Raw genomic sequence first — 21726 nt, 5'->3', positions numbered from 1 at the left:
TACTATGACACTAGTCACTCGCAAAGCACCAGATTTTACATCAGCAGCAGTTTTAGGTACTGGTGAAATTGTCAATAATTTCAATTTATTACAACACATCAATGGTAAATATGCCGTTGTATTCTTTTGGCCAATGGACTTCACCTTTGTTTGCCCATCAGAAATCATTGCATTTGATCACCGTCTAGAAGAATTCAAAAAACGTGGTGTTGAAGTAATTGGTGTTTCGATGGACTCTGAATATGTACATAATGCATGGCGCAATACTCCACAAGATAAAGGTGGTATTGGTGCAGTTAAATTCCCAATTGTTGCAGATGTCAAACACTCAATTATGCAATCTTATGGTATTGAACATCCTGAAGCAGGAGTTGCACTGCGAGCTTCGTTCTTTATTGACAAATCAGGAATTGTACGCCATGAAACAATTAACGATTTACCAATTGGACGTAACATTGACGAAATGATTCGTATTGTTGATGCCTTCCAATTCCATGAAGAACATGGCGAAGTTTGCCCTGCTCAATGGACAAAAGGTAAAAAAGGCATGCAAGCAAATCCAAATGGCGTTGCTAGTTTCTTAAAACAGCATGCTGACGAGATTTAATTCAGTATAATTTTTATTCATCCATATCTTATTTTACGCTTTGCGTTACCGGAGTTAATCTCCGGTTTTTTTATATATAAACGCAATTAATTATAGAGTGGCATGTAATCCTACAACACCAACGATAATAATGGTGAGACCAAATATACGAGGAAAATTCTTAGGCTCATTAAATAACAGCATATTGGCTAACACGGCCCCCGAAGTCCCAAGACCAACCCAAACAGGATATACAATACTCAATTCAAGATAATGGAGCGAAAAATAGAAAAGCACAAAAGAGACAAAAAAACCTCCCCAATATAAAACCAATCTAAATAGACCTTTTTGCTCAGCATATAATTTAAGGCCTATAGCACCAATTACTTCAAAAACTGATGCAATTAATATTAACAGCCATCCCATGATTAAATTGTCCTTATTAAAATATTAACTGTCGGCACGTTTTAGTTGTACAACACCAATAATAATTATTGCCACAAAAAAAAGTTGAATTAGCTTAATCTCTTTATTAAAAAGTAAGATATCAATTAGCGTTGCACCAACAGCACCAACACCTGAAAATATGGCATAAACCGTGCCTGTAGGTATTGTCTTACAAGCATTGGTTAAAAACGTAAAATCAATAATAATGAGCGATACAATAATAATCCATTGCCAAAGCTCAGTTGCGATGCTAAATCCTAAAATCCAACATATTTCAAAAAAGCAGGTTAGCACCACAAATGCCCACTCTTTATTCATGCTAAACATATAGCTACCTCGTTTATGCTACTTTATTTTATGTCGTAATCAATTTTCTGCTGCAATGTGTTTAAGTATAATGCTTGATTATGCCCTATTGCCTAAAAGCAACGACAAAACAAAAGATGGTTCGCAAATAGAATTTGCCGCCAAAAGATATCAATTGTTATATGGTCCTATCCATTAAACCAAAACGCCTAACGTTCACGAAACATCATCACAATTTTTATTATTATTTTTCAATAAGTAAGTAATTCTATAATGAAGATATATAAATGGCAAGGACAAAATTACACAATTCAAAGTTAGATAGCTTATACAAACTAACCAATTCACCTCTATATAATACTTAAGCATGCAAGATATAATAAAGTTTTGTGATTTATTAGAAAAAAATAAAAAAAGTTATATCTTTTTTAATTTAACCTAAAATCGTTATAGAATGATAAAAAAACACTTTTTAGGCATTTTTTAACTAAATTGTATAATAAACATATTGTACTTATTAAATATTGTTAATTGTGACAATACTTAATATTTTTTAAACATTAGGAAAAAGGGAGCTAGCATGTCAAAAAAGACAAATAATGAATTTAAAGTTGGTATAAAAGCCTATATATCACTAATAGTAGCAATTTTATTTTTTTCAGGCTTATTTTTTAATGTAGAAGGTAAAGAATGGCTAGGAGCGTTTGATTTTACCAGTTTAAGCGGCAAATTTGGCACTATGCTACATCCTGAAAAAAATACTTTCGTGGGTGAAGGAGGTAACAGTGCAAGAGCTGGTTTTATTTTCGCCTTATCACTTATACCTACGGTTATGTTAGCGCTAGGCGTGTTAGAAATATTTACCCATTACGGCACCATTCGTGCTGCACATAAATTATTAACACCATTATTAAAACCAATTTTAGGTGTACCAGGTAAAACTGGACTTGCATTAATTACCGACCTACAAAGCACTGATGCTGGTGCTGTATTAACTAAAGAGTTATATGACGAAAAGCAAATTACTAAAAAAGACCTTATCATTATTAGTGCTTGGCAATATTCTGGTGCGGGTTTAATTAATAACTACTTCTCGATTGGTTCGGCATTATTTGCCTCAATGACTGTAGCTATTTTTATTCCTCTTGTCATCATGTTAGTGCTTAAATTTGTAGGCGCAATAATGGTTCGTATAGTATTAAATTCAATTTATAAAAAGGATTTTATCAATGAGTAATTCGCAAAAACAAACTAATAACCCTTTAGATATCTTTGTAATTGGTGCTCGCAAAGGATTCAACATTGCTATTAACAATTTAATGCCCAATATTTTAATGGCATTTGTAATCACCGAAATTCTAAAACGTTTAGGCATAATGCAATTAATAGGAACTTATTGTGCACCAGTAATGGAGATTTTTGGCCTACCGGGCGAAGCAATTACCGTATTACTAACTGCATGGTTATCAGCATCAGCAGGTACAGGCGTAGCAGTTAACTTATTTACTGCAGGAACAATCAATCCAACAGCAATAACCATATTAGCCCCAGCTATTTTCTTAATGGGCTCACAATTACAATATATGGGACGATTATTAGGCGTTGCCGATGTACCAAAAAAATACTGGCCATTACTCATGTTAACCAGTATTTTTAATGCATTAGTTTCAATGATTATTATGCGATTTTTTGTTTAATAAAGGAGATAAGCATGTCTAACGTATTAGAACATTATCAATATTTACACCAAATTCCAGAGTTGGGATTTGAAGAACACAAAACATCGGCATATATCGCACAGCAACTTGAACAAGCAGGCTATAAAGTAACTCGCAACATCAATAACACAACAGGAATTGTTGCGCAATACTATAGCGGCAAACCTGGCCCTGTACTCGCTTTACGGGCAGATATGGATGCTCTAGGACATATTATTAACGGCGAACCTTGCGCAAGACATACCTGCGGTCATGATGGCCATTCATCAATATTATTAAGCTCGGCACAAGAGTTAATAAAAGAAGGTAACATCAAAAAAGGTCGATTGAAACTCATCTTTCAACCTGCCGAAGAACTTGGAACAGGTGCTTTAGCTATGATTGAAGGAGGAGCTATTGATGATGTTGATATGATTATCGGTTTACATTTACGTCCAAAAGATGAATGTCCAAAAGGCTTTGCTGCAGCGGCAATGTATTATTCAGCATCCACCACAGTTGAAGTAAATATTCATGGTATCCCAGCACATGGTGCTCGACCTCATTTAGGCGTTAATGCCCTTGATGCAGCAACACTGGCCATTCAAGCAGTTAATACCATTCACCTTGCACCTAACTTAAACTATAGTGTTAAAGCCACACGTTGCATTTGCGATGCTGGAGTCACCAATGCTATTCCATCTGAAGCATATGTATGCTGGGATCTAAGAGCGCCAACTAACCCAGCCATGGATGAACTAAAAGCCAAAACGTTAAATGCGATAAAACTCAGTGTTGAATCTATCGGTGCGAAAGTGGATATCAATGTCACTAAAGAAATTCCAGCCGCGGAAATTGATAATGATGTCACAAAAATTATTGCCGAAGCCATTGTCGATGTACTTGGCAAAGAGGGGCTAAAAGAGCCTATTTTCACCCCAGGTGGAGAAGACTTTTTCAATTATCCTTGTGAACGTAATGTCAAAGCTGGTTTTTGGGGATTAGGAGCTGATCTAACGCCAGGATTACATCATCCTGAAATGAAGTTTGACACTTTAGCATTAGAAAATGGAGTCAAAATAACCAAAGCTTGTGCATTAAAAGTACTTGGCTAATTTCCACCCTATTCCGCCGATACCTTACTTCGGCGGAAGATGATTTAAATCACAAACAAAGGATCTTTCCCTAACTTGTATAATACTGTTGATAAGCACTTAACATTTTTAAGTTAAGATTTTCACTTCAATGCCAAATAGTTACGATATTCAACAATATCTTCGATCGTCACAACTGGCATATGATACTGTTTAGCAAATTTAACAACCTCTGGCGCTCTTGCCATAGTGCCATCGTCGTTGGTTAACTCACACAGTACTGCGGCAGGCTTTAAACCCGCTAATGTTACTAAATCAATAGATGCTTCAGTATGACCTCGGCGAATTAATACACCACCTTCTTTAGCAACTAAAGGAAACACATGCCCTGGATGATTAAGATCACTTGGTTTGGCATTATCATTCACAGCAGCCTTAATAGTCGTAACGCGATCAGCGGCTGATACACCTGTTGTAACTCCATTAGCCGCTTCAATTGAGATGGTAAACGCTGTATTATTTTTACTAGTATTATTTTCTACCATCATAGACAAATTTAACTCATCACAGCGTTTTTTAGGCAAACATAAACAAACAATACCACTGCCGTAACGAATAGTTAGAGCCATTTGTTCACTGGTAATAGACTCGGCAGCCCAAATAATATCACCTTCATTTTCGCGATCTTCATCATCTAAAACTAGTACACCTTGACCGGCTTTAATAGAAGCAATTGCTTTTTTAACACGTTCAATGGGCGTTCCAAATTCATTTAAATTAAACTGATTCATGGTAAATACCTATATTTTTATTAACTCATTTATTTCATTATTTATCTAATTAAAATCAAATGGCTATTTGCTATCTAATTAATTAAGTATAAATAAAATACCAGAATCAGGGCAGTGCTTGACCAGCATGACTTTGCCTTTCAGCAAATATTGGAAAGATAAGCAACTCTCTTTTATCCAGACTTTTACTGTCGGCTTTGGAATTTCACCAAATCTGCTTGTCCTTAATCTATCAAAATCTAACTGAGCAATAAAACAACTACCACAGTTAACAAAATAAATTAAGCGCTCGTGGGCTATACCACCGGTGGGGACTTACACCCCGCCCTGAGAATTTTGCCAAAAAGTTGACGAACCACACTATAATACAAAATGATAAAAAAGACACGGAGTTTTAAAACGAAAATATTGCCGCAAACAGCGGCAATAATAGAAAGAGCAGAGTTTAATTAATGCCTACGAGTTTCACTTATGCGACGCCGTTCGGCTTTACGCATCCATAGCCACGAAATAAAGCCAATAATACCAACAATTAGCAATATAATTGTTGCTAAAGCATTAACCTGAGGATCAACCCCTAAACGTACTTTTGAAAATATCAATTTAGGTAACGTCATAGCACCTGGTCCAGTCACAAAGTTAGCAATAACCACATCATCAAGTGACAATGTAAATGCTAAAAGCCAACCTGACACTAACGCTGGTACGATCATTGGTAATGTAATAATAAAAAATACCTTTAAAGGGTTTGCACCAAGATCTAATGCGGCTTCTTCAATTGATTTATCTAATTCACGCAACCTAGCACTAATTACCACAGTCACATAAGCGGTACAAAATGTAGCATGAGCCATCCAAATAGTTATAGCTCCACGGTCTTTTGGCCAACCAAGTACCTGTCCCATTCCCACAAATAACAACAGCAAAGCCAAACCAGTAATAACATCTGGCATAACCAGCGGTGCTGTAGTCATAAACGAAAATAAATTAGAGCCTCGGAATCCTCTAAAACGAATGATAGCATAAGCCGCTAATGTACCAAGCACAACAGCAAACGTTGCAGCACCTGCAGCAATAGATAAACTTAGCCCAACAGCTTTAAGTAATGTTTCGTTATTAATTAACTCAAAATACCATTTGACCGAAAAATCCGCCCAAACTGTCACCAAACGCGAACTATTAAACGAATAAACAATCAAAATAATCATTGGGATATATAAAAACGAAAATACCACCAAAAAGATAAGTCCTTTCAAACACCGGAATAACAACGCAATGGTAACTAAAACTGTAATAATGAAACTAAAAACAAAACAGCCATAATAAAAGCTCCATTCACCCAAAAGCAATAATCCCGATGATGAAATCAAAATACTCAATAAAATCGCACCAAGCAATGACGAGATAAAAACAATCAAAGCCGATCGCATAATAACGGGCAAATTGTTCATCTATTTACCTCCCATTTGTCGATTTTGGAATTTATTGAAATAATAAATAGGCACAATCAATATCATCAACATCACACTAGCTACAGCCGAGGCAGCTGGCCAGTCATGATTATTAAAGAACTCAGTCCAAAGCTGTGTACCAATCATAATCCCTTCTGAAGGGCCTAATAATTCAGGGATCACATACTCACCTACAGCAGGAATAAACACCAACATCCCCCCAGCAATCACCCCATTTTTGGTTAAAGGTACAATGATCTTAAAAAATGTCTTTATCGGTTTACAACCTAAGTCTAATGCAGCTTCGATTAACGTTGAATCGACCTTACTTAACGACGTATAAATTGGCAATACCACAAATGGTAAATAAGAATAAACAATACCAATATATACAGCAAAGTAGGTTTTCATAATAATCAAAGGCTGATCAATAACCCCTAACCACATTAAAAAATGATTTAATAAACCATTAGGATTCAAAATACCAATCCACGCATAAACACGAATTAAAAACGATGTCCATGAAGGTAAAATGATTAACAACAATAAAATATTACGGGTTGACTGTTTGCACTGAGAAATAGCCCAAGCCAACGGGTAACCAATTAAAATACAAAGCACGGTTGAAATCGCAGCAATCTTGAGTGATTGCAAATACGAATCAATATAAATCGTATCACTAATTAGATTTAAATAATTGCCAAAATTTAACGTAATATTAAGCAAACCATCGTCATAACTTAACAAATCAGTATAAGGTGGTACAGCTAAAGCAATTTCAGAAAAACTGATCCTAAATACGATTAAAAATGGTAACAAAAACAGTAATAGCATCCATAAATAAGGGATCGCAATTACGGTTAACCGTCCATAAAGAGTCATTAAATCCGAATCATCTCGCTGTTGACGCAATTTTTTATATGTATAAAAAATTACAACTAATCCTGCTGGAATAAATAAAATACTGCCAGCAATAATAAGCCGATAAGCAAATTTAGACGGCCTATAATGCGCTAAAAAACAACCAAAGCATGACAATAAAAAACTCAATGTCATTGCGGTAAATAGCGCATCTAAAAATAAATTGTCAAATGCACCTGTTGTTACAAAACGCCAATAAACATTGAGCAACACAAATGCATTTAACAACAATCCTAATACAATGGATCGCATTATGATATCCTCTTTTGTTTATTCAGTAAGCACAACACAACTGTCAACTTCCCAACTTAAGTTTACTATATCACCCCAAGTTGGCATTCCTTTACGATAACGATGCTCATTTTGTAATTGTGCAATAATAATTTGCTCACTTGGCAATTTGACATGATAAATCGATAAATCCCCAAGATAAGCGATTTCAACAACTTCACCTGTAGCACAGTTATATCCATCTTCAGGTAATTGTTCACATAATTGAATTTTTTCCGGGCGCAAAGCAACTTTAATCGGCACGCCTTCAACCGCAGGCGAATCATAATCGACTTTAAATGGATGTTTAATAGTAGGACAACTCAAAATCAAACCATCTTCTAACGTTTCTTGCAAGATACCGTCGAAAATATTAACCGAACCAATAAACTCAGCACTATAACGGCTATTCGGATGTTCATAAATTTCTTCTGGCTCACCAATTTGTACAAATTGACCTTTATTCATAATAGCAATACGACCTGCCATAGTCATAGCTTCTTCTTGATCATGGGTAACCATAACGCAAGTTGCCCCCACTTGTTCTAAAATGCTCACCACTTCAAGTTGCATTCGATCACGAAGTTGTTTATCAAGTGCACCCATTGGCTCATCAAGTAACAATAATTTTGGTCGTTTGGCTAAGCTTCTTGCTAAAGCCACACGTTGGCGCTGACCACCTGATAATTGGTGTGGTTTACGTTTGCCAAATTGCTCCATATGTACAAGCGTTAACATCTCTTCAACGCGATGTTTAATTTCGCTATTGCTTAATTTATCTTGTTTTAAGCCAAAGGCAATATTTTGTTCAACCGTCATGTGAGGAAATAAAGCATACGATTGGAACATCATATTAATAGGACGATTATAAGGCGGAACTTGTGATAAATCCTTTCCATCTAAAATGATTTGCCCCGAAGTCGGTTGCTCAAAACCAGCTAGCATACGCAATAGTGTTGATTTACCGCTTCCAGATGCGCCTAATAATGCAAAAATTTCACCTTTATAGATAGTCAAATTTACATCATCGACGGCATAATAATCATCATTAAAAACTTTTGTTAAATTTTTGATCTCCAATAAAGGAGTTATCATCTTTTTTTTAGGCTGTACCTGATTTGTTGTTTTATCGTTCACTCTTTTTTCCTCATAACAACAAGCCAAAAAAAACGAGACGGAAAGACTCATAGCCTCTCCGTCTTGGATTATTAATTAAGATTCAATATACAAAATATCGCTTATTTACCAGTTTTGAGCTTAGTCCACGTACGGGTAATTACACGCTCAAGTTTAGGATCTTTAACTTTTAAAGTGAATAGTTTTTTCATCACTTCTGGTTTTGGATAAACTGCTGGATCATTTTTCACTTCTGGTTTTACAAAATTTTCATTAGCAACCTGATTAGCGCTAGCAAAGTTAACATCGTTAGTAACTTGCGCTGCAATTTCTGGTTTCATAACAAAGTTTAAAAACTCATGAGCTTCATCTGGGTTTGCTGAATCTTTTGGAATAGCGAAAGTATCAAAAAAGACTAAAGCACCTTCTTTTGGTATCTGATAACCAACATGCACACCGTTATTTGCTTCGTTAGCTCTATCTCGTGATTGTAAAATATCGCCAGACCAACCCAAAATCACACAAATATCGCCATTAGCTAGATCGGTAATATATTGTGAAGAGTGGAAGTAACGAATATTTGGACGAACTTTTTCTAACAGCTCATAGGCAGCACCAGTATAATCCTTGGCATCTGTACTATTTGGATCTTTACCTAAATATTGAAGAGCACTAGCAAAAATTTCAGTAGGCGCATCCAAAAATGCCACACCACAATCTTTTAGTTTTTCCATATTTTCTGGTTTAAACACTAAATCCCAGCTATCAACTGGTGCATTATCACCTAGACGCTCTTTAACTTTATCAATGTTATAACCGATACCTGTTGTCATCCATACATAAGGGATAGCATATTTATTATCAGGATCATGCGTTGCCATTAATTTCATTAGATTAGGATCTAAGTTTTTCCAATTAGGCAATTTATTCTTATCTAATGGAAGATAGATATCAGATTTAATTTGTCTAGCTAAAAAGCTATCTGAAGGCGAAACCACATCAAAGCCAGAATGACCCGCCATTAATTTACCTTCAAGAGCTTCGTTAGAATCATAAACATCATAAACCAGCTTAATACCAGTCGATTTTTCAAAATCAGAAATCGTATTAGAACCAATTTGCCCTGCCCAATTGTAAAAATGTACGACACGATCTTTAGCTATAGCAGATTGAGATAACGCTAGTGAAACACCAGCCACGATTGAAAGAATTGTTTTACGTTGAGTAAACATGCTCACCACTTCTCCTCTAGTTGTAGGGATATTACATGTTAGACACAAGCCCATTGCAAAGACACAACGGACCCCCAAATTTTACTATCGACATTGTTAACAATAATAAAAATTATCAAAGTAACAACCATCTAGCGAAACCGAGGTAATCAGGCAATCACAAGTCATTAATAAAATAAATGAACTAGTAGAGCTAACCTTGCATTACGAGGGATAAAATACCTTTTTTTTTAAAGATGTCCACTTAAAAAATCAAATATTGAAAGTTTAAAGATTGAGTGGTTGTATTTTAACCACCCAAGGAGTAAGGAACAACCAATTAACAATTAGATAACAAAATTATTCAGCACTTGCTTGCATAGTTTTAGCATTTGGTTGCCAAACACGATATTTAATTTGCAAATCGTTCGGAACATAAAAGACTAACGGTAATTGGCTGTTATAGCTAAACAAACCTAAATTATGGTTGATTGTCACAAATTGATTTTTATTAGTACCTTCAGGGCAAGCCATTAATGTTGAAATGTTACCAACAGTCTTTTCAACTACGTAATAAGAGTATCCCCAACCTTTAAGCTCTTCTTGCTTAACTACACCACCTAAATTTTGCAAATTACAATCAACATTCATTTCTTTACCAATGATCACCTCAACTTTCGCATTGTTTTCATTAGCAATAGTTGGTAAATGAATAGCATACCGCGTATAGCCAACTTGAGCTGCAGGGAATGGCGCTATATCATTGACACTTTGTGCAACAGGTTGCGTTTTTTGTGAATTTGCGCATGCTGTTAATGCTACACCTAATAATGTTAATAACAATAATTTTTTCATTTTTATCTCCTTTAACTAATTAATCATAAACACCATCGTATTAATTTTCAGTGATAATGCGTATAATAACATCATCTAGATTAATAAAATTGGTGTAAAAATGCCAGCAGAAAAAAATACTACCGATTTACTTAAATTGATTTTAAACCTGTTAATAATTGGTTTACTAATCATTATTACCTATCGTGTTGTTGAAGTTTTTTTATTTGGTTTCTTCTGGGCGGTGATGGTGGTAATTGCCACTTGGCCCTTAATGATAAAAATACAACGAAAATTATTTAACAAACGCTGGCTATCACTACTAGTAATGGCCCTAATATTAGCCTTTGTTTGTATTATACCTTTCATATTAATTATTAGCTCAGTAGCACAAAACGGTCACCATCTTATTGAATGGGCAAAAACGCTATCTCACCAAAAACTACCAACATTTGACTGGCTTGAAAGCGTACCTGCCTTTGGCTCTGAACTACACCAAAAATGGTTAAACTTAATACAAACTGATGGCTCTGATTTAGTTTCAAGCATACAACCTTATATTGGCACCATGATAAGTTGGCTACTTGAGCAAGCCACTAATATTGGACTATTTATCTTTCATGCTGGTGTAATGATTATTTTTAGTCTATTACTATTTTTAAAAGGCGAAAGTATCACCAAATACGTTTACCTACTAGCCAACCGATTATCAAAACAATATGGCGAAATCACTGTCACATTAGCAGGACAATCCATTCGAGCTGTTGCTCTTGGTGTTGTGGTTACTGCCATTACCTTAGCCTTAATTGGTGGATTAAGTTTTATATTAACCGACATGCCGTTACCAGGTATACTCACTCTAATTTTATTTATTTGTTGTGTCGCACAAATTGGTCCTGTGATTGTAATGCTTGGGTGCATTTTTTGGCAATTTTGGGCGGGCAACACCATAGCTGGTATCGTATTAATTGTTGTGGCAATTATCTTAACCACCTTAGATAGCGTAATGCGAGCTTACTTGATAAAAAAAGGTGCCAATTTACCGTTTTTACTTATATTATTTGGTGTGATTGGTGGCTTACTTGGATTTGGTATAATGGGATTATTTATTGGTCCTGTCGTACTAGCTTTAACTTACAAAATAATTCAAACTTGGGTTGATGAACAATCTTAAACAATTTATTATCACCCAGTAAGAAGCATAAGCGCATAAACAAGTTGCTAAATACGCTACATGACTTAAAGCAACTGAGCTAAAATGCATACAAATTAAAAGGAGTGTTATTTTTACTGGCTTAGCTTATATTAGAAAACAAGTTTCTAAAGTAACTTGACAGTTATAATGACAAAAAATCATGCGAATACCATTTATAAAATACAATCACCAAAAGCATCTTGACGAATTAGGTAAAATTCAGCAAGACGCCAAGCAATATCATATCTGCTATACCCCAAAAGCATATCGACTGGCTTTAATTGAAAGTATAAAAAGAGCTCAGCACCGAATTTATATAGTTGCGCTCTATCTAGAGCAAGATGAGGCAGGTCAAGAAATTCTTAATGAACTGTACCAAATCAAACGGCAACGCCCTAATTTAGATATCAAAATATTTGTTGACTGGCACCGTGCACAGCGCGGTAGAATTGGCGAAGAAAAAGCCCATACCAACGCCAATTATTATTACCAACTAAAACAGCAATATCCAGATATTGACATTCCTATTTATGGTGTACCTGTCAATCGTCGTGAAGTACTAGGCGTACTGCATTTAAAAGGTTTTATTATTGATAATACTGTCATTTATAGTGGGGCTAGCATTAATAACGTCTACCTACACAAGCGTGAAAAATACCGTTACGACCGTTATCACTTTATTACTAACCCACTATTAGCAGACAGCATGGTGCAGTTTATTCACGACCACTTTTTACCATATCAAGCGTTGCAACTACTTAATACTGGCACCCATAAAACCCGCAAACAAATTAAGTCTGAAATTAAAGAGCTACGCCAACACTTAATGAATACCGGCTATCAATATAATAGCAATACCGACAACAACACCTTATCGGTTGCACCAATAATGGGGCTTGGCCGAAATAACTCGCTCAACAAAATCATCCATCATTTAATCAACGTAACCGAACAAAAAATCATATTTTGCACGCCGTACTTTAATTTGCCTAACATCCTAGTTCGCGATATCATTCGCTTGCTTCGTAAAGGTCGCCAAGTTGAACTGATTATTGGTGATAAAGAAGCCAATGATTTTTATATTCCACCAGACCAACCTTTTAACATATCAGGTGGATTACCCTACTTATACGAAATCAATTTAAGAAGTTTTATTGAGCGCCTACAATCTTTTATTGACAAAGAGCAGCTCATCATACGCCTGTGGAAGGATGGAGGGCAAACCTATCACCTTAAAGGTATCTGGGTGGACAATAATTGGGTACTTATAACAGGTAACAACCTAAATCCACGCGCTTGGCGACTTGATCTGGAAAATGGCATATTAGTACACGACCCACAACAAGAACTAAGTGACAAATTCAATCAGGAATTGGATACCATCCTTCAAAAAACAACATTGATAACGCATTTTCAACAAATCCAAGCGAGCCAATTTTATCCAAGTCAAGTTCATAAGTTGATAAAGCGACTGAGCCGCATTAAAGTGGATAGGATTATTAAGCGGTTGTTGTAAAGGTAAGATGTTTTGAAAGAAAAGGTTTCTAAAAAAACATAATAAAAACAATATTTTTCAACTAATTTTGAGAAAAAAGCGCTTTTGCTGTTTAAAAACAAAAGCGCAAATTTGATCTAGACTTCATATTAAAGGTCTACAGATAGGTGCGTTCTAATCATTGCAGTAAGGCAATATCGCCTTTAACAAGAAAAGCACATATAGAATTAAGGGGTAACACAAGCCATAAAGTGACTATTAGCTGTACTCTGCAGAAAAATTCCCCCATCGGCTGAATAAACACCATATAGACTGCCATTATATGAATTAGCCCAATATCCTGTATCATTAGCCCAGTTGTTACCAATACTGAGATTCCAATCACTACCTTCATAGAAATTATTCATAGTATTGGCAGTAAAACCCCACTCGTTAAATAGTCCGCCAACCCATTTACCGCTAATATCTTTATAACTGACTTTTCGTTGACAGTTATTAATACTTCTTCCAGGTAAACCTTCTGTCCAACCAGCTCCATTCCCATTGGTATAGTCATTTATATCGGGAATTCGATAACCATTACCTAAATTACGACAAAAGTTTTGAGCATCCGCATATCCATATCTTACTGTGATTCCTGGTTGAGAGATATACCAACGTTCTATCTTAAAGCTATACAGTAATTTTGTATGATTTACATCAGAGTAAAGCTTAAATAACGAAGGGGAAAAAGCCTTATTACTTGAATTTATGGAAGGGCCTTTTAATATAATCTTTAGTGCTTGTTCGCCACCAAGATAAAGGTTACCATCTCTAATACAAGTTCTACATATCCTATCAATGTCAATAGCCCAATGTTGTGTATTCTCTTTGCTTAACAATAATGATACACCACTACCGCTAACCGCACTCACCGTTGTTCCATTTGCAGCTATAACTTGTTCAGGAGAGATTCCTCCCAATAATAAATAGAAATATAACCTATCAGATCCTGTCGTCGGAAAGTTTTCTGCTATATTGCTATTATTTGTGACTTTAAACCCTTTTAACGAAACCCAATTTGGTCCATCCATATCCCAAATGGTAGTACCAAAAGCATGGTCATCGTAAGCTAAATTTGGTTGCGCATAGCAAGCAACTGGCCTATTCATATTGGCATTAATATAGTAACTATGCTCATTACCAGTAAAATTGCTACTATTGGGAACACCATACTGCGTCGATAAGGTGCTTGCAGTTGCTGTTAAGGTAAGTTTATAAGACCCATCTCAAAGATTTAGCCGTCTATTCGGATTTGCTTTAACTTCTCCTGTAATATCTGTACCATTTTTATCTTGCCATTTTATGGTTAAATTTCCTATTGCATTTATATTATCATCGCCATCATCGTCTCGACCATAATTATAAGGTGAATCCATTAATTCGCTTAATTGAATTCTTGGGTAATTTACCAATGGTACTATTGCTTGTATATCAGCAAATGTATCTGTTATATTTGGCATTTCAATTGGTGCATCTACGTTAGATTGATCTATTACTGCATTGGGATAAAGTGCACTATTTGCTCCCTGAGGAATATAACTAATATTTGGTAGTCTTATACCCAATAAATCTTCCATACTAGCAACTTTAGTTACACCATCAATACTTAAATATGGTGCAGAGCCGTGAATGACCTGTGATGTCTTTGCCGATAACGCCTGCGAGCTCAGCGAATAAGGCAATAAAAGCAATGGAGCAAAAACCAGCGGTGACTTGGATAGCAATCTAGAAATCAAAGATATCCTTGCCAACAACTTTATCGATTTCGATAGATTTGGTGATAAAAATAAGAATCGAATCTGTTTTTGACTACTGTGAAATTGAAAAAGATTTAAGGCGTAGGGTTGCCAGTGCTGGTGCCTGTTATGATAGCGCATAACATTCTACCCGTCAAATAATTTGTTGTTTTATTTGTGTTTTATGATTATTTGCTTATTTAATAAGCTGTATTATACTAAATAATGCGTCGAAATTATAGCTGGTTAAACACTAAAGAGCTAGTATTTTGTTAATTTATTGTAATGTCTTGAATACGATTGAAACATTACAAAAAACTTAGCATAAATATTTTGTAACTATCCCCTGAAATAGTACAACCCAAAAGTAGAAAATTCTCTATGATAAAAGTAAAGGGGATTTAATTATGAAAAAAATGACTGAACATCAAATCGTCGCTATTTTAAAAGAAGCTGAAGCGGGTATTCCCGTTAAAGATCTGTGCCATAAATATGGCATGGGTAATTCAACTTTCTATAAATGACCGGAAAAATACGGTGGTATGGAAAGCTCAGATATTAAACGTCTAAAAGAACTAGAGGCGGAAAGTGCTACAAGCGACTCGTGCCATCCGTTTTCAGTCCAGTTTGTTTTTGTATTGCTATAAACTTCTTTTCTGACACTTCCACAATACATTCAGCTACTTTTGTATCCTCTTTTACATGGACGATAGATACTCTTAAGTAATTACCAAAATTGGTTTTTAATAAACTCTCATAATAAATACCGACGCACTGATTATAAGGCCACTTGTTATCATTTTCACATCGTTCAGCAATACTTCCTCTTAGTTCTGATGCATCAAAATCAGGGTCTTCTACCAAATTTGCTTGACCTGTTTTTGAACAGGTACAAATTAAACAGTCTTGCTGATCATTCGTTTGATTTTCACCAAATACTTCTAATGGAATCACTAAAGATGGAGCGGGGGCTGGTTGATAAAGTTTTTTATAATTGACGGTAAAAGATTTTTGATTACATTTCATGATTAACCTATCATTACCAAATAAGCTAACATTTTCTATTGCTTGACATTGATTTGAGGCAAGTAAATAGTAAGCTAATTTAATTACTTTATCATAGGGGAATTGGGATGTATGTTGTTTTTGAAATTTAATAATACTATCACTAATATGGGATTTTAGTTCACTATTGTTCCTATCTAGAATAGGTATAACATATAGTTGATCATAATATTTACCATATCTGGTTCCATCAACAGGATCAGTATAGATAATGCTATAATCATTATCATTGAGTAAATTAACATAAGGATATTCTGGAACAAAATATTCTTCATAGTCATCTAACCCTCCGCCAAACCAAGGATTAATAAATGAAGAATTACCTTTTTTGGTAGCCAGCGCATAACTTAGTATGCTGTTATCTGGATTTTGGCAGGTTAAAATAATGTACATTTGGTCGTTGGTAACAAAAGAGTGTTTAAATTTATGACAAATTGGTTTGCCATAGTTGGGGTTGTAATAATAAAATTTTTTATCGGTTGTTGCATAGCCTTCAGCGAAATTCTCTCTTAACTTTTGAATCCGTTTTTCATCTGATGTCCCAGTATCTTGATAGAATGGTTTTAAAGTATCGCCAAGTAGTTTCTCTTTAAGATTTTTTTTTGCCACTAAATAATTTTGCGTTTTATTTTCTATGATTGAGTTATTTATTGGGATAAAAAAGATAATCGCAAATAACATTGTAATTGTTATATAGTCACCTTCCTTTTTGTTGGATTTGATTAGTAAGTAAGATACACCGACAAGAGCATTAAAAATAAATAAAACAATAATTATAAACGTTGTTATTTTTTGATCACTAAGTATAAGATTACTATCTTGACCAAGTCGAGAAAAAATAATAAGGCATTCAATTGTGAGTAAAATTGTAACAAAAATTCGCATATTCTAATTTTTTCAACTATTACATAGTTCCACATATTATAATGAAAATAATGATATTCACAAAATAGAATGAAGTAACCGTAAAATTGTGGTTAAACAAGACATATTTTCTAAACTAAAAGAAATAAATATTGCAGCAAATTCTGCGGCAACAAAAGTATTTCCTAATATGTCGATTAAAACATTAAAAATGTATGAAAACAAATACACGTTTTCAAGTTGAAGGATGGCAAATGACTGCCCAATTTGAACAAAGCAAAAGAATAGAGATTTTTAATGAAAATATTGTTCATTTTGAAAAAGTAAATGTAACTATCCTCTAAAATAGTACAGCAAAAAGTAGTAAATTCGCTTTGGTAAAAATAACAGAGTACCAAATCGTCTTTATATTAAAAAATAATTTAGGCAAGAATTTTCTGAACCTAATTTAGAATCACAACTTCTGCTGTACTATTTGCTTGTTTTTTGCGGTTAGCTTTAAACTAAGCAAAACTACTTGATGAATGTTGATATTAAACGCTTTGGCAATAATTTGTTATTATGCATTATACCAGCGCCAATAAATTGCTTGCCTTGATAAATTCGCACTAAGGTTTCAACTTTCGTGGAGCTTTCAAGTTCAATGGTTCGTCCTAATAATATGTCTTTACCTTGCGTATCGCTAAGGGTAACTTTTGGGCGATCTTGCAATGGGCTGTCAACGGGCATTAGTAGATCATCTTTAAGTTCGATATTTTGTAACTGTTCTAAGGTGACCATGTTTTCAATCGGGTAATTGGTAACTTGTAAACGCCTTAAATAAATAACGTGTGCTCCGCAACCCAATAATTCCCCTAAATCATCAATAATGGTTCGGATGTAGGTGCCTTTTGAGCAATGTATTTCTAACGTTAATTCGTTTTTTATTGCATCAAATTGGATAAATTGATTTTCGTAAACGGTAATTGGTCTAGCTTCACGTTCAACCACAATACCTTGGCGAGCATATTGGTAAAGCGGTTTTCCTTGATATTTTAATGCCGAAAACATAGTTGGCACTTGTAAAATATCACCGCGAAAATGTGTTAAAGCTTGGTTGATTTGTGATTCAGTCACTTTAACAGGTTTGGTACATATAATTTGACCATCGGCATCAGATGTATCGGTTCGTTCTCCTAGTTTGGCGATCACACGATAACGCTTATCTGAATCCAATAAATATTGTGAAAATTTGGTTGCTTCACCAAAACAGATAGGAAGCATCCCTGTCGCTAGTGGATCAAGAGCTCCCGTATGCCCTGCCTTTTTAGCATTAAATAACCATTTTACTTTTTGCAACGCATCGTTTGATGTCATGCCTTGCGTTTTGTCTAGCAACAAAACGCCGTGAAGATCACGGCGAGTTTTTTTTATATTCATCATTTTTATACTGAAACACATAGTTACCTGAAACTTTTTGACAGAGTTCAGGACTATTTTTTAATATTAATCTTTATGACGCTCATTATCTTGTTTGATAACATCCGCCACCAAACTCGACATTTGCATACCTTTAACGAGCGACTCATCGTAAAAGAATTTTATCTCTGGAATGATTCGCAAACGCATCGCTTTGCCAATTAAGGTTCGAATGTAACCTTTAGCATCATTAAGTACCGTTAATCCTTGTTCAATAACTTGTGGATCATCGTCATTCAAAAAAGTCACAAAAACTTTGGCATACGAAAGATCACGCGAGATATCAACGCCTGAAACAGTTACCATACCAAGACGAGGGTCTTTGATTTCTCGTTGTAAGATAATTGCAATTTCTTTTTGTAATTCATGCCCAACTCGAGATGAACGATTAAATGCTTTTGCCATATCTATTTTCCTTATAAATGAATAAGCAAGGACTATACCTTGCTTATAACATCAAATACGTTGTAATTAGATCGTACGTTTGATTTCGATAGTTTCAAAAACTTCAATCGTGTCGCCAACACGAACATCGTTGTAGTTACGCACACCAATACCACATTCGGTTCCATTACGTACTTCGTTAACATCATCTTTAAAGCGACGTAATGATTCAAGTTCGCCTTCATAGATAACAACGTTATCACGCAATACACGAATTGGGTTGTGACGTTTAACAACACCTTCGGTTACCATACAACCTGCAATTGCACCAAATTTAGGTGATTTAAACACATCACGCACTTGAGCAAGACCAATAATTTCTTGTTTGTATTCTGGTGCAAGCATACCGCTCATGGCTTGTTTAACTTCGTCAATTAGATCATAAATAACAGAGTAATAACGTAGATCTAAATTTTCTGATTCAATCACTTTACGTGCTGAAGCATCGGCACGAACGTTAAAGCCTAAAATGATCGCATTTGATGCAGCAGCCAGTGATGCGTCAGTTTCGGTTATACCGCCCACACCTGATCCAATAATTTTAACTTTAACTTCATCTGTTGATAGTTTAAGTAATGAATCAGAAATCGCCTCAGCAGAACCTTGAACATCTGCTTTTAGAACAATATTAAGTTCAGAAACATCGCCTTCTGTCATGTTGGTAAACATGTTTTCAAGCTTCGCCTTTTGTTGACGAGCAAGTTTTACATCACGGAATTTACCTTGTCGATAAAGCGCAACTTCACGAGCTTTCTTTTCATCGCGTACAACAGTAGCTTCGTCACCAGCTGATGGTACTCCAGACAAGCCAAGAATTTCAACTGGTATTGATGGACCAGCTTCAGTCACTTCTTTACCTAGTTCATTACGCATCGCTCGGATACGACCGTATTCAAATCCACAAAGTACGATATCACCTTTATGCAATGTACCTGATTGAACAAGTACTGTTGCAACTGAACCACGACCCTTATCAAGGAATGATTCAATCACAACGCCGCTTGCCATACCTGTTTCGTACGCGGTTAATTCAAGCACTTCAGCTTGTAGTAAGATGGCTTCAAGTAGTTGATCAATACCAGTACCTGCTTTAGCAGACACATGAACAAACTGAGTATCACCACCCCAATCTTCTGACATCACGCCATATTGTGCAAGTTCGCCTTTTACACGCTCTGGATCAGCTTCAGGTTTATCAATTTTGTTAACAGCAACAACAATTGGTACATTTGCCGCTTTAGCATGTTGGATTGCTTCTATAGTTTGAGGCATTACACCATCATCAGCAGCAACAACAAGTACTACAATATCCGTTGCTTTAGCACCACGCGCACGCATAGAGGTAAACGCCGCATGACCTGGAGTATCTAAGAAAGTTATTTCTCCATTTGGAGTTTTAACATGATAAGCACCGATATGTTGTGTAATTCCACCAGCTTCGCCTGAAGCCACTTTTGCTTTACGAATATAGTCAAGTAAAGAGGTTTTACCATGGTCAACGTGTCCCATAATGGTAACTACAGGTGCACGAGAAACTTTTTCTGCACCTGTATCACGATCGCTCATAAGAGATTCTTCGAGCTCATTTTCACGACGAAGTACTACTTTATGTCCCATTTCTTCAGCCACTAATTGTGCTGTTTCTTGATCGATAACTTGATTAATAGTTGCCATTGCCCCCATTTTCATCATAGTTTTGATCACTTCGGAACCTTTTACTGCCATTTTATTCGCTAATTCAGCAACGGTAATGGTTTCACCAATAACAACATCACGATTAACCGCTTGGACAGGTTTAGTAAAACTTTGTTGCAACGTGCTTTTACCTTTCTTTTTATTATGGCCGCCACGAGTCACAGCTCGAGCTTCTTCACGTTCCGCTTTGCCTTCTGATAGCTTGTTGCCTTTTTTCTGTTTAGTTTGTTTAGTGTTTCGGCCACGTCCACGAGCGCTTTCAACTTCACGGTCAGTTTCATCTTCTGCTGCTCTAGCGTATTTAGAGGTTGTCACATGATAATCTTCATCTTCTGTATGCTCACTATCATCAACTTCATTATATTGTTCTGCTAGCTTACGAGCTTCTTCAGCCATACGCTTGGCATCTTCCTCTAATTTTCGACGATTTTCTTCTTCCGCTTTACGTTTAATTTCATTCGCTTCAGCTTCTAATCGTGCTTTTTCTTCTTGCGCTTTTTTTACTTTTGGATCAACTACTCGCTCTTGTGCCGCTTTCGCTTTTTCCTCTTGAGCACGCTTTTTCGCTTCTTCTTCAGCTTTCTTTTCTTTTTCTTCCGCTTCTTTACGCGCTTTTAATTCGGCTTCTTGTTTCGCTTTTAGTTCTGCTTCTTGGCGAGCTTTTTGTTCAGCTTCTAAGCGTGCTTTTTCTTGCTCCGCCGCAATTTCAGCTGGATCGCGTTTAACAAAAGTGCGTTTTTTACGAACTTCTACTTTTATTTCTTTGCTTTTGCCACCACCGCTCGACACATTTAAGGTTGAGTGCGTCTTACGTTGCAATGTTAACTTTGTTGGACCTTGCTGAGGTTTTAAATGAGCAAGCAAAGCTTCTTTCTCCTTTTGTGTGACAGTGTCTGTTGCAGATTTCTTCATACCTGCATCAGCAAACTGTTGCAAAAGTGTTTGCACTGGTGTATTGATTTCTTGAGCCAGTGTTTCTATTGATACTTTGGTCATGTATTACTTTTC

General features: G+C 35.7%; 19 protein-coding genes, 2 pseudogenes and 1 riboswitch. Of the genes and pseudogenes, 7 read left to right on the top strand and 14 right to left on the bottom strand.

The window, feature by feature from the left end; genetic code table 11:
* Nucleotides 1-4 precede the first annotated feature (4 nt).
* Nucleotides 5-607 carry a peroxiredoxin C gene (locus A9G44_RS11005; RefSeq protein WP_034914850.1) on the top strand — a complete coding sequence of 201 codons (603 nt, stop codon included), beginning with the start codon at nt 5-7 and terminating at the stop codon, nt 605-607.
* A gap of 90 nt (nt 608-697) precedes the next feature.
* On the opposite strand, the gene A9G44_RS11000 is transcribed toward A9G44_RS11005, so the two are convergent.
* Both A9G44_RS11000 and A9G44_RS10995 read right to left on the bottom strand, forming a co-directional pair.
* Nucleotides 698-1012, bottom strand: coding sequence for a DMT family transporter (locus A9G44_RS11000; RefSeq protein ID WP_065574718.1), 315 nt, complete (start codon nt 1010-1012; stop codon nt 698-700).
* Between the two features lie 24 nt (nt 1013-1036).
* Nucleotides 1037-1360 (bottom strand): DMT family transporter, encoded by a 324-nt coding sequence (locus A9G44_RS10995; protein WP_202961581.1) that lies wholly within the window; start codon nt 1358-1360, stop codon nt 1037-1039.
* Between the two features lie 559 nt (nt 1361-1919).
* Here A9G44_RS10995 and A9G44_RS10990 point away from each other — a divergent pair.
* From A9G44_RS10990 to A9G44_RS10980, 3 genes are read left to right on the top strand one after another with little or no spacing between them, the layout of a single operon-like run.
* Nucleotides 1920-2576, top strand: a complete 657-nt coding sequence (locus tag A9G44_RS10990; protein WP_034910728.1) for a nucleoside recognition domain-containing protein — start codon at nt 1920-1922, stop codon at nt 2574-2576.
* Nucleotides 2569-3036 carry a YjiG family protein gene (locus A9G44_RS10985; protein WP_065589180.1) on the top strand — a complete coding sequence of 156 codons (468 nt, stop codon included), beginning with the start codon at nt 2569-2571 and terminating at the stop codon, nt 3034-3036. Before A9G44_RS10990 ends, A9G44_RS10985 begins: the two co-directional genes overlap by 8 nt.
* 14 nt (nt 3037-3050) lie before the next feature.
* A complete protein-coding gene (locus A9G44_RS10980; protein WP_065611008.1) occupies nt 3051-4151 on the top strand; it encodes an amidohydrolase in 1101 nt (366 codons plus the stop codon).
* A 122-nt stretch (nt 4152-4273) separates the two neighbouring features.
* On the opposite strand, the gene ribB is transcribed toward A9G44_RS10980, so the two are convergent.
* The 6 genes and pseudogenes from ribB to eco all read right to left on the bottom strand — a co-directional run bounded on the left by ribB (nt 4274) and on the right by eco (nt 10745).
* Nucleotides 4274-4921, bottom strand: coding sequence for a 3,4-dihydroxy-2-butanone-4-phosphate synthase (gene ribB, locus A9G44_RS10975; RefSeq protein ID WP_065611006.1), 648 nt, complete (start codon nt 4919-4921; stop codon nt 4274-4276).
* 161 nt (nt 4922-5082) lie between these two features.
* A riboswitch (FMN riboswitch) is annotated at nt 5083-5260 on the bottom strand.
* Between the two features lie 110 nt (nt 5261-5370).
* Nucleotides 5371-6129 carry an ABC transporter permease subunit gene (locus A9G44_RS10970; protein ID WP_141671052.1) on the bottom strand — a complete coding sequence of 253 codons (759 nt, stop codon included), beginning with the start codon at nt 6127-6129 and terminating at the stop codon, nt 5371-5373.
* A 243-nt stretch (nt 6130-6372) separates the two neighbouring features.
* A pseudogene (locus A9G44_RS10965) lies at nt 6373-7242 on the bottom strand (ABC transporter permease subunit); the annotation flags it as partial.
* A 321-nt stretch (nt 7243-7563) separates the two neighbouring features.
* On the bottom strand, nt 7564-8700 hold the full coding sequence (gene potG / locus A9G44_RS10960; RefSeq protein ID WP_218837592.1) for a putrescine ABC transporter ATP-binding subunit PotG: 1137 nt from the start codon (nt 8698-8700) through the stop codon (nt 7564-7566).
* Between the two features lie 101 nt (nt 8701-8801).
* Complete coding sequence (locus tag A9G44_RS10955) at nt 8802-9911, bottom strand: extracellular solute-binding protein (protein WP_034910715.1); 1110 nt, start codon at nt 9909-9911, stop codon at nt 8802-8804.
* Nucleotides 9912-10250: 339 nt separating this feature from the next.
* The gene (eco, locus tag A9G44_RS10950; protein ID WP_034910714.1) at nt 10251-10745 is read right to left on the bottom strand and encodes a serine protease inhibitor ecotin; all 495 of its coding nucleotides are present in this window, start codon (nt 10743-10745) and stop codon (nt 10251-10253) included.
* A 100-nt stretch (nt 10746-10845) separates the two neighbouring features.
* On the opposite strand from eco, the gene ydiK reads away from it, so the two are divergent.
* Together ydiK and pssA are read left to right on the top strand one after the other, a co-directional pair.
* Nucleotides 10846-11898 carry an AI-2E family transporter YdiK gene (ydiK, locus tag A9G44_RS10945; protein ID WP_051634168.1) on the top strand — a complete coding sequence of 351 codons (1053 nt, stop codon included), beginning with the start codon at nt 10846-10848 and terminating at the stop codon, nt 11896-11898.
* Nucleotides 11899-12079: 181 nt separating this feature from the next.
* On the top strand, nt 12080-13435 hold the full coding sequence (gene pssA / locus A9G44_RS10940; protein ID WP_065611004.1) for a CDP-diacylglycerol--serine O-phosphatidyltransferase: 1356 nt from the start codon (nt 12080-12082) through the stop codon (nt 13433-13435).
* A 206-nt stretch (nt 13436-13641) separates the two neighbouring features.
* Here the strand turns inward: pssA and A9G44_RS10935 are convergent, their stop codons facing one another.
* Together A9G44_RS10935 and A9G44_RS10930 are read right to left on the bottom strand one after the other, a co-directional pair.
* Nucleotides 13642-14565, bottom strand: a complete 924-nt coding sequence (locus tag A9G44_RS10935; protein ID WP_065611003.1) for a hypothetical protein — start codon at nt 14563-14565, stop codon at nt 13642-13644.
* 117 nt (nt 14566-14682) lie between these two features.
* Nucleotides 14683-15192: a hypothetical protein gene (locus tag A9G44_RS10930; RefSeq protein ID WP_065611002.1), complete on the bottom strand. Its 510-nt coding sequence runs from the start codon at nt 15190-15192 to the stop codon at nt 14683-14685.
* Between the two features lie 407 nt (nt 15193-15599).
* On the opposite strand from A9G44_RS10930, the pseudogene A9G44_RS13845 reads away from it, so the two are divergent.
* Nucleotides 15600-15785 (top strand): annotated as a pseudogene (locus A9G44_RS13845) (transposase); the annotation flags it as partial.
* Here A9G44_RS13845 and A9G44_RS10920 read toward each other — a convergent pair.
* From A9G44_RS10920 to infB, 4 genes are all read right to left on the bottom strand, one after another.
* Entirely contained in the window at nt 15784-17142 is a 1359-nt protein-coding gene (locus A9G44_RS10920; protein ID WP_065611001.1) for a hypothetical protein, read from the bottom strand. The pseudogene A9G44_RS13845 and the gene A9G44_RS10920 overlap by 2 nt on opposite strands.
* Nucleotides 17143-17634: 492 nt before the next feature.
* Complete coding sequence (gene truB / locus A9G44_RS10915; protein ID WP_143426394.1) at nt 17635-18540, bottom strand: tRNA pseudouridine(55) synthase TruB; 906 nt, start codon at nt 18538-18540, stop codon at nt 17635-17637.
* Nucleotides 18541-18606: 66 nt separating this feature from the next.
* On the bottom strand, nt 18607-18984 hold the full coding sequence (gene rbfA / locus A9G44_RS10910) for a 30S ribosome-binding factor RbfA (RefSeq protein ID WP_065560170.1): 378 nt from the start codon (nt 18982-18984) through the stop codon (nt 18607-18609).
* A 66-nt stretch (nt 18985-19050) separates the two neighbouring features.
* The gene (infB, locus tag A9G44_RS10905; protein ID WP_065610997.1) at nt 19051-21714 is read right to left on the bottom strand and encodes a translation initiation factor IF-2; all 2664 of its coding nucleotides are present in this window, start codon (nt 21712-21714) and stop codon (nt 19051-19053) included.
* Between the last annotated feature and the right edge of the window lie 12 nt (nt 21715-21726).

Origin of the sequence: Gilliamella sp. Occ4-3 (genome assembly GCF_001690675.1) — a bacterium.
Lineage (GTDB): Bacteria > Pseudomonadota > Gammaproteobacteria > Enterobacterales > Orbaceae > Gilliamella > Gilliamella bombi.
This window is presented reverse-complemented; position numbering and strand designations above follow the sequence as displayed.

Excerpts from the sequence above, each read along its gene's own strand:
- A9G44_RS11005 (WP_034914850.1), top strand. The coding sequence starts at position 5 with ATGACACTAGTCACTCGCAAAGCACCAGATTTTACATCAGCAGCAGTT.
- A9G44_RS11000 (WP_065574718.1), bottom strand. The coding sequence starts at position 1,012 with ATGGGATGGCTGTTAATATTAATTGCATCAGTTTTTGAAGTAATTGGT.
- A9G44_RS10995 (WP_202961581.1), bottom strand. The coding sequence starts at position 1,360 with ATGTTTAGCATGAATAAAGAGTGGGCATTTGTGGTGCTAACCTGCTTT.
- A9G44_RS10990 (WP_034910728.1), top strand. The coding sequence starts at position 1,920 with ATGTCAAAAAAGACAAATAATGAATTTAAAGTTGGTATAAAAGCCTAT.
- A9G44_RS10985 (WP_065589180.1), top strand. The coding sequence starts at position 2,569 with ATGAGTAATTCGCAAAAACAAACTAATAACCCTTTAGATATCTTTGTA.
- A9G44_RS10980 (WP_065611008.1), top strand. The coding sequence starts at position 3,051 with ATGTCTAACGTATTAGAACATTATCAATATTTACACCAAATTCCAGAG.
- ribB (WP_065611006.1), bottom strand. The coding sequence starts at position 4,921 with ATGAATCAGTTTAATTTAAATGAATTTGGAACGCCCATTGAACGTGTT.
- A9G44_RS10970 (WP_141671052.1), bottom strand. The coding sequence starts at position 6,129 with ATGATTATTTTGATTGTTTATTCGTTTAATAGTTCGCGTTTGGTGACA.
- A9G44_RS10955 (WP_034910715.1), bottom strand. The coding sequence starts at position 9,911 with ATGTTTACTCAACGTAAAACAATTCTTTCAATCGTGGCTGGTGTTTCA.
- eco (WP_034910714.1), bottom strand. The coding sequence starts at position 10,745 with ATGAAAAAATTATTGTTATTAACATTATTAGGTGTAGCATTAACAGCA.
- ydiK (WP_051634168.1), top strand. The coding sequence starts at position 10,846 with ATGCCAGCAGAAAAAAATACTACCGATTTACTTAAATTGATTTTAAAC.
- pssA (WP_065611004.1), top strand. The coding sequence starts at position 12,080 with ATGCGAATACCATTTATAAAATACAATCACCAAAAGCATCTTGACGAA.
- A9G44_RS10935 (WP_065611003.1), bottom strand. The coding sequence starts at position 14,565 with ATGAATAGGCCAGTTGCTTGCTATGCGCAACCAAATTTAGCTTACGAT.
- A9G44_RS10920 (WP_065611001.1), bottom strand. The coding sequence starts at position 17,142 with ATGCGAATTTTTGTTACAATTTTACTCACAATTGAATGCCTTATTATT.
- truB (WP_143426394.1), bottom strand. The coding sequence starts at position 18,540 with ATGAATATAAAAAAAACTCGCCGTGATCTTCACGGCGTTTTGTTGCTA.
- rbfA (WP_065560170.1), bottom strand. The coding sequence starts at position 18,984 with ATGGCAAAAGCATTTAATCGTTCATCTCGAGTTGGGCATGAATTACAA.
- infB (WP_065610997.1), bottom strand. The coding sequence starts at position 21,714 with ATGACCAAAGTATCAATAGAAACACTGGCTCAAGAAATCAATACACCA.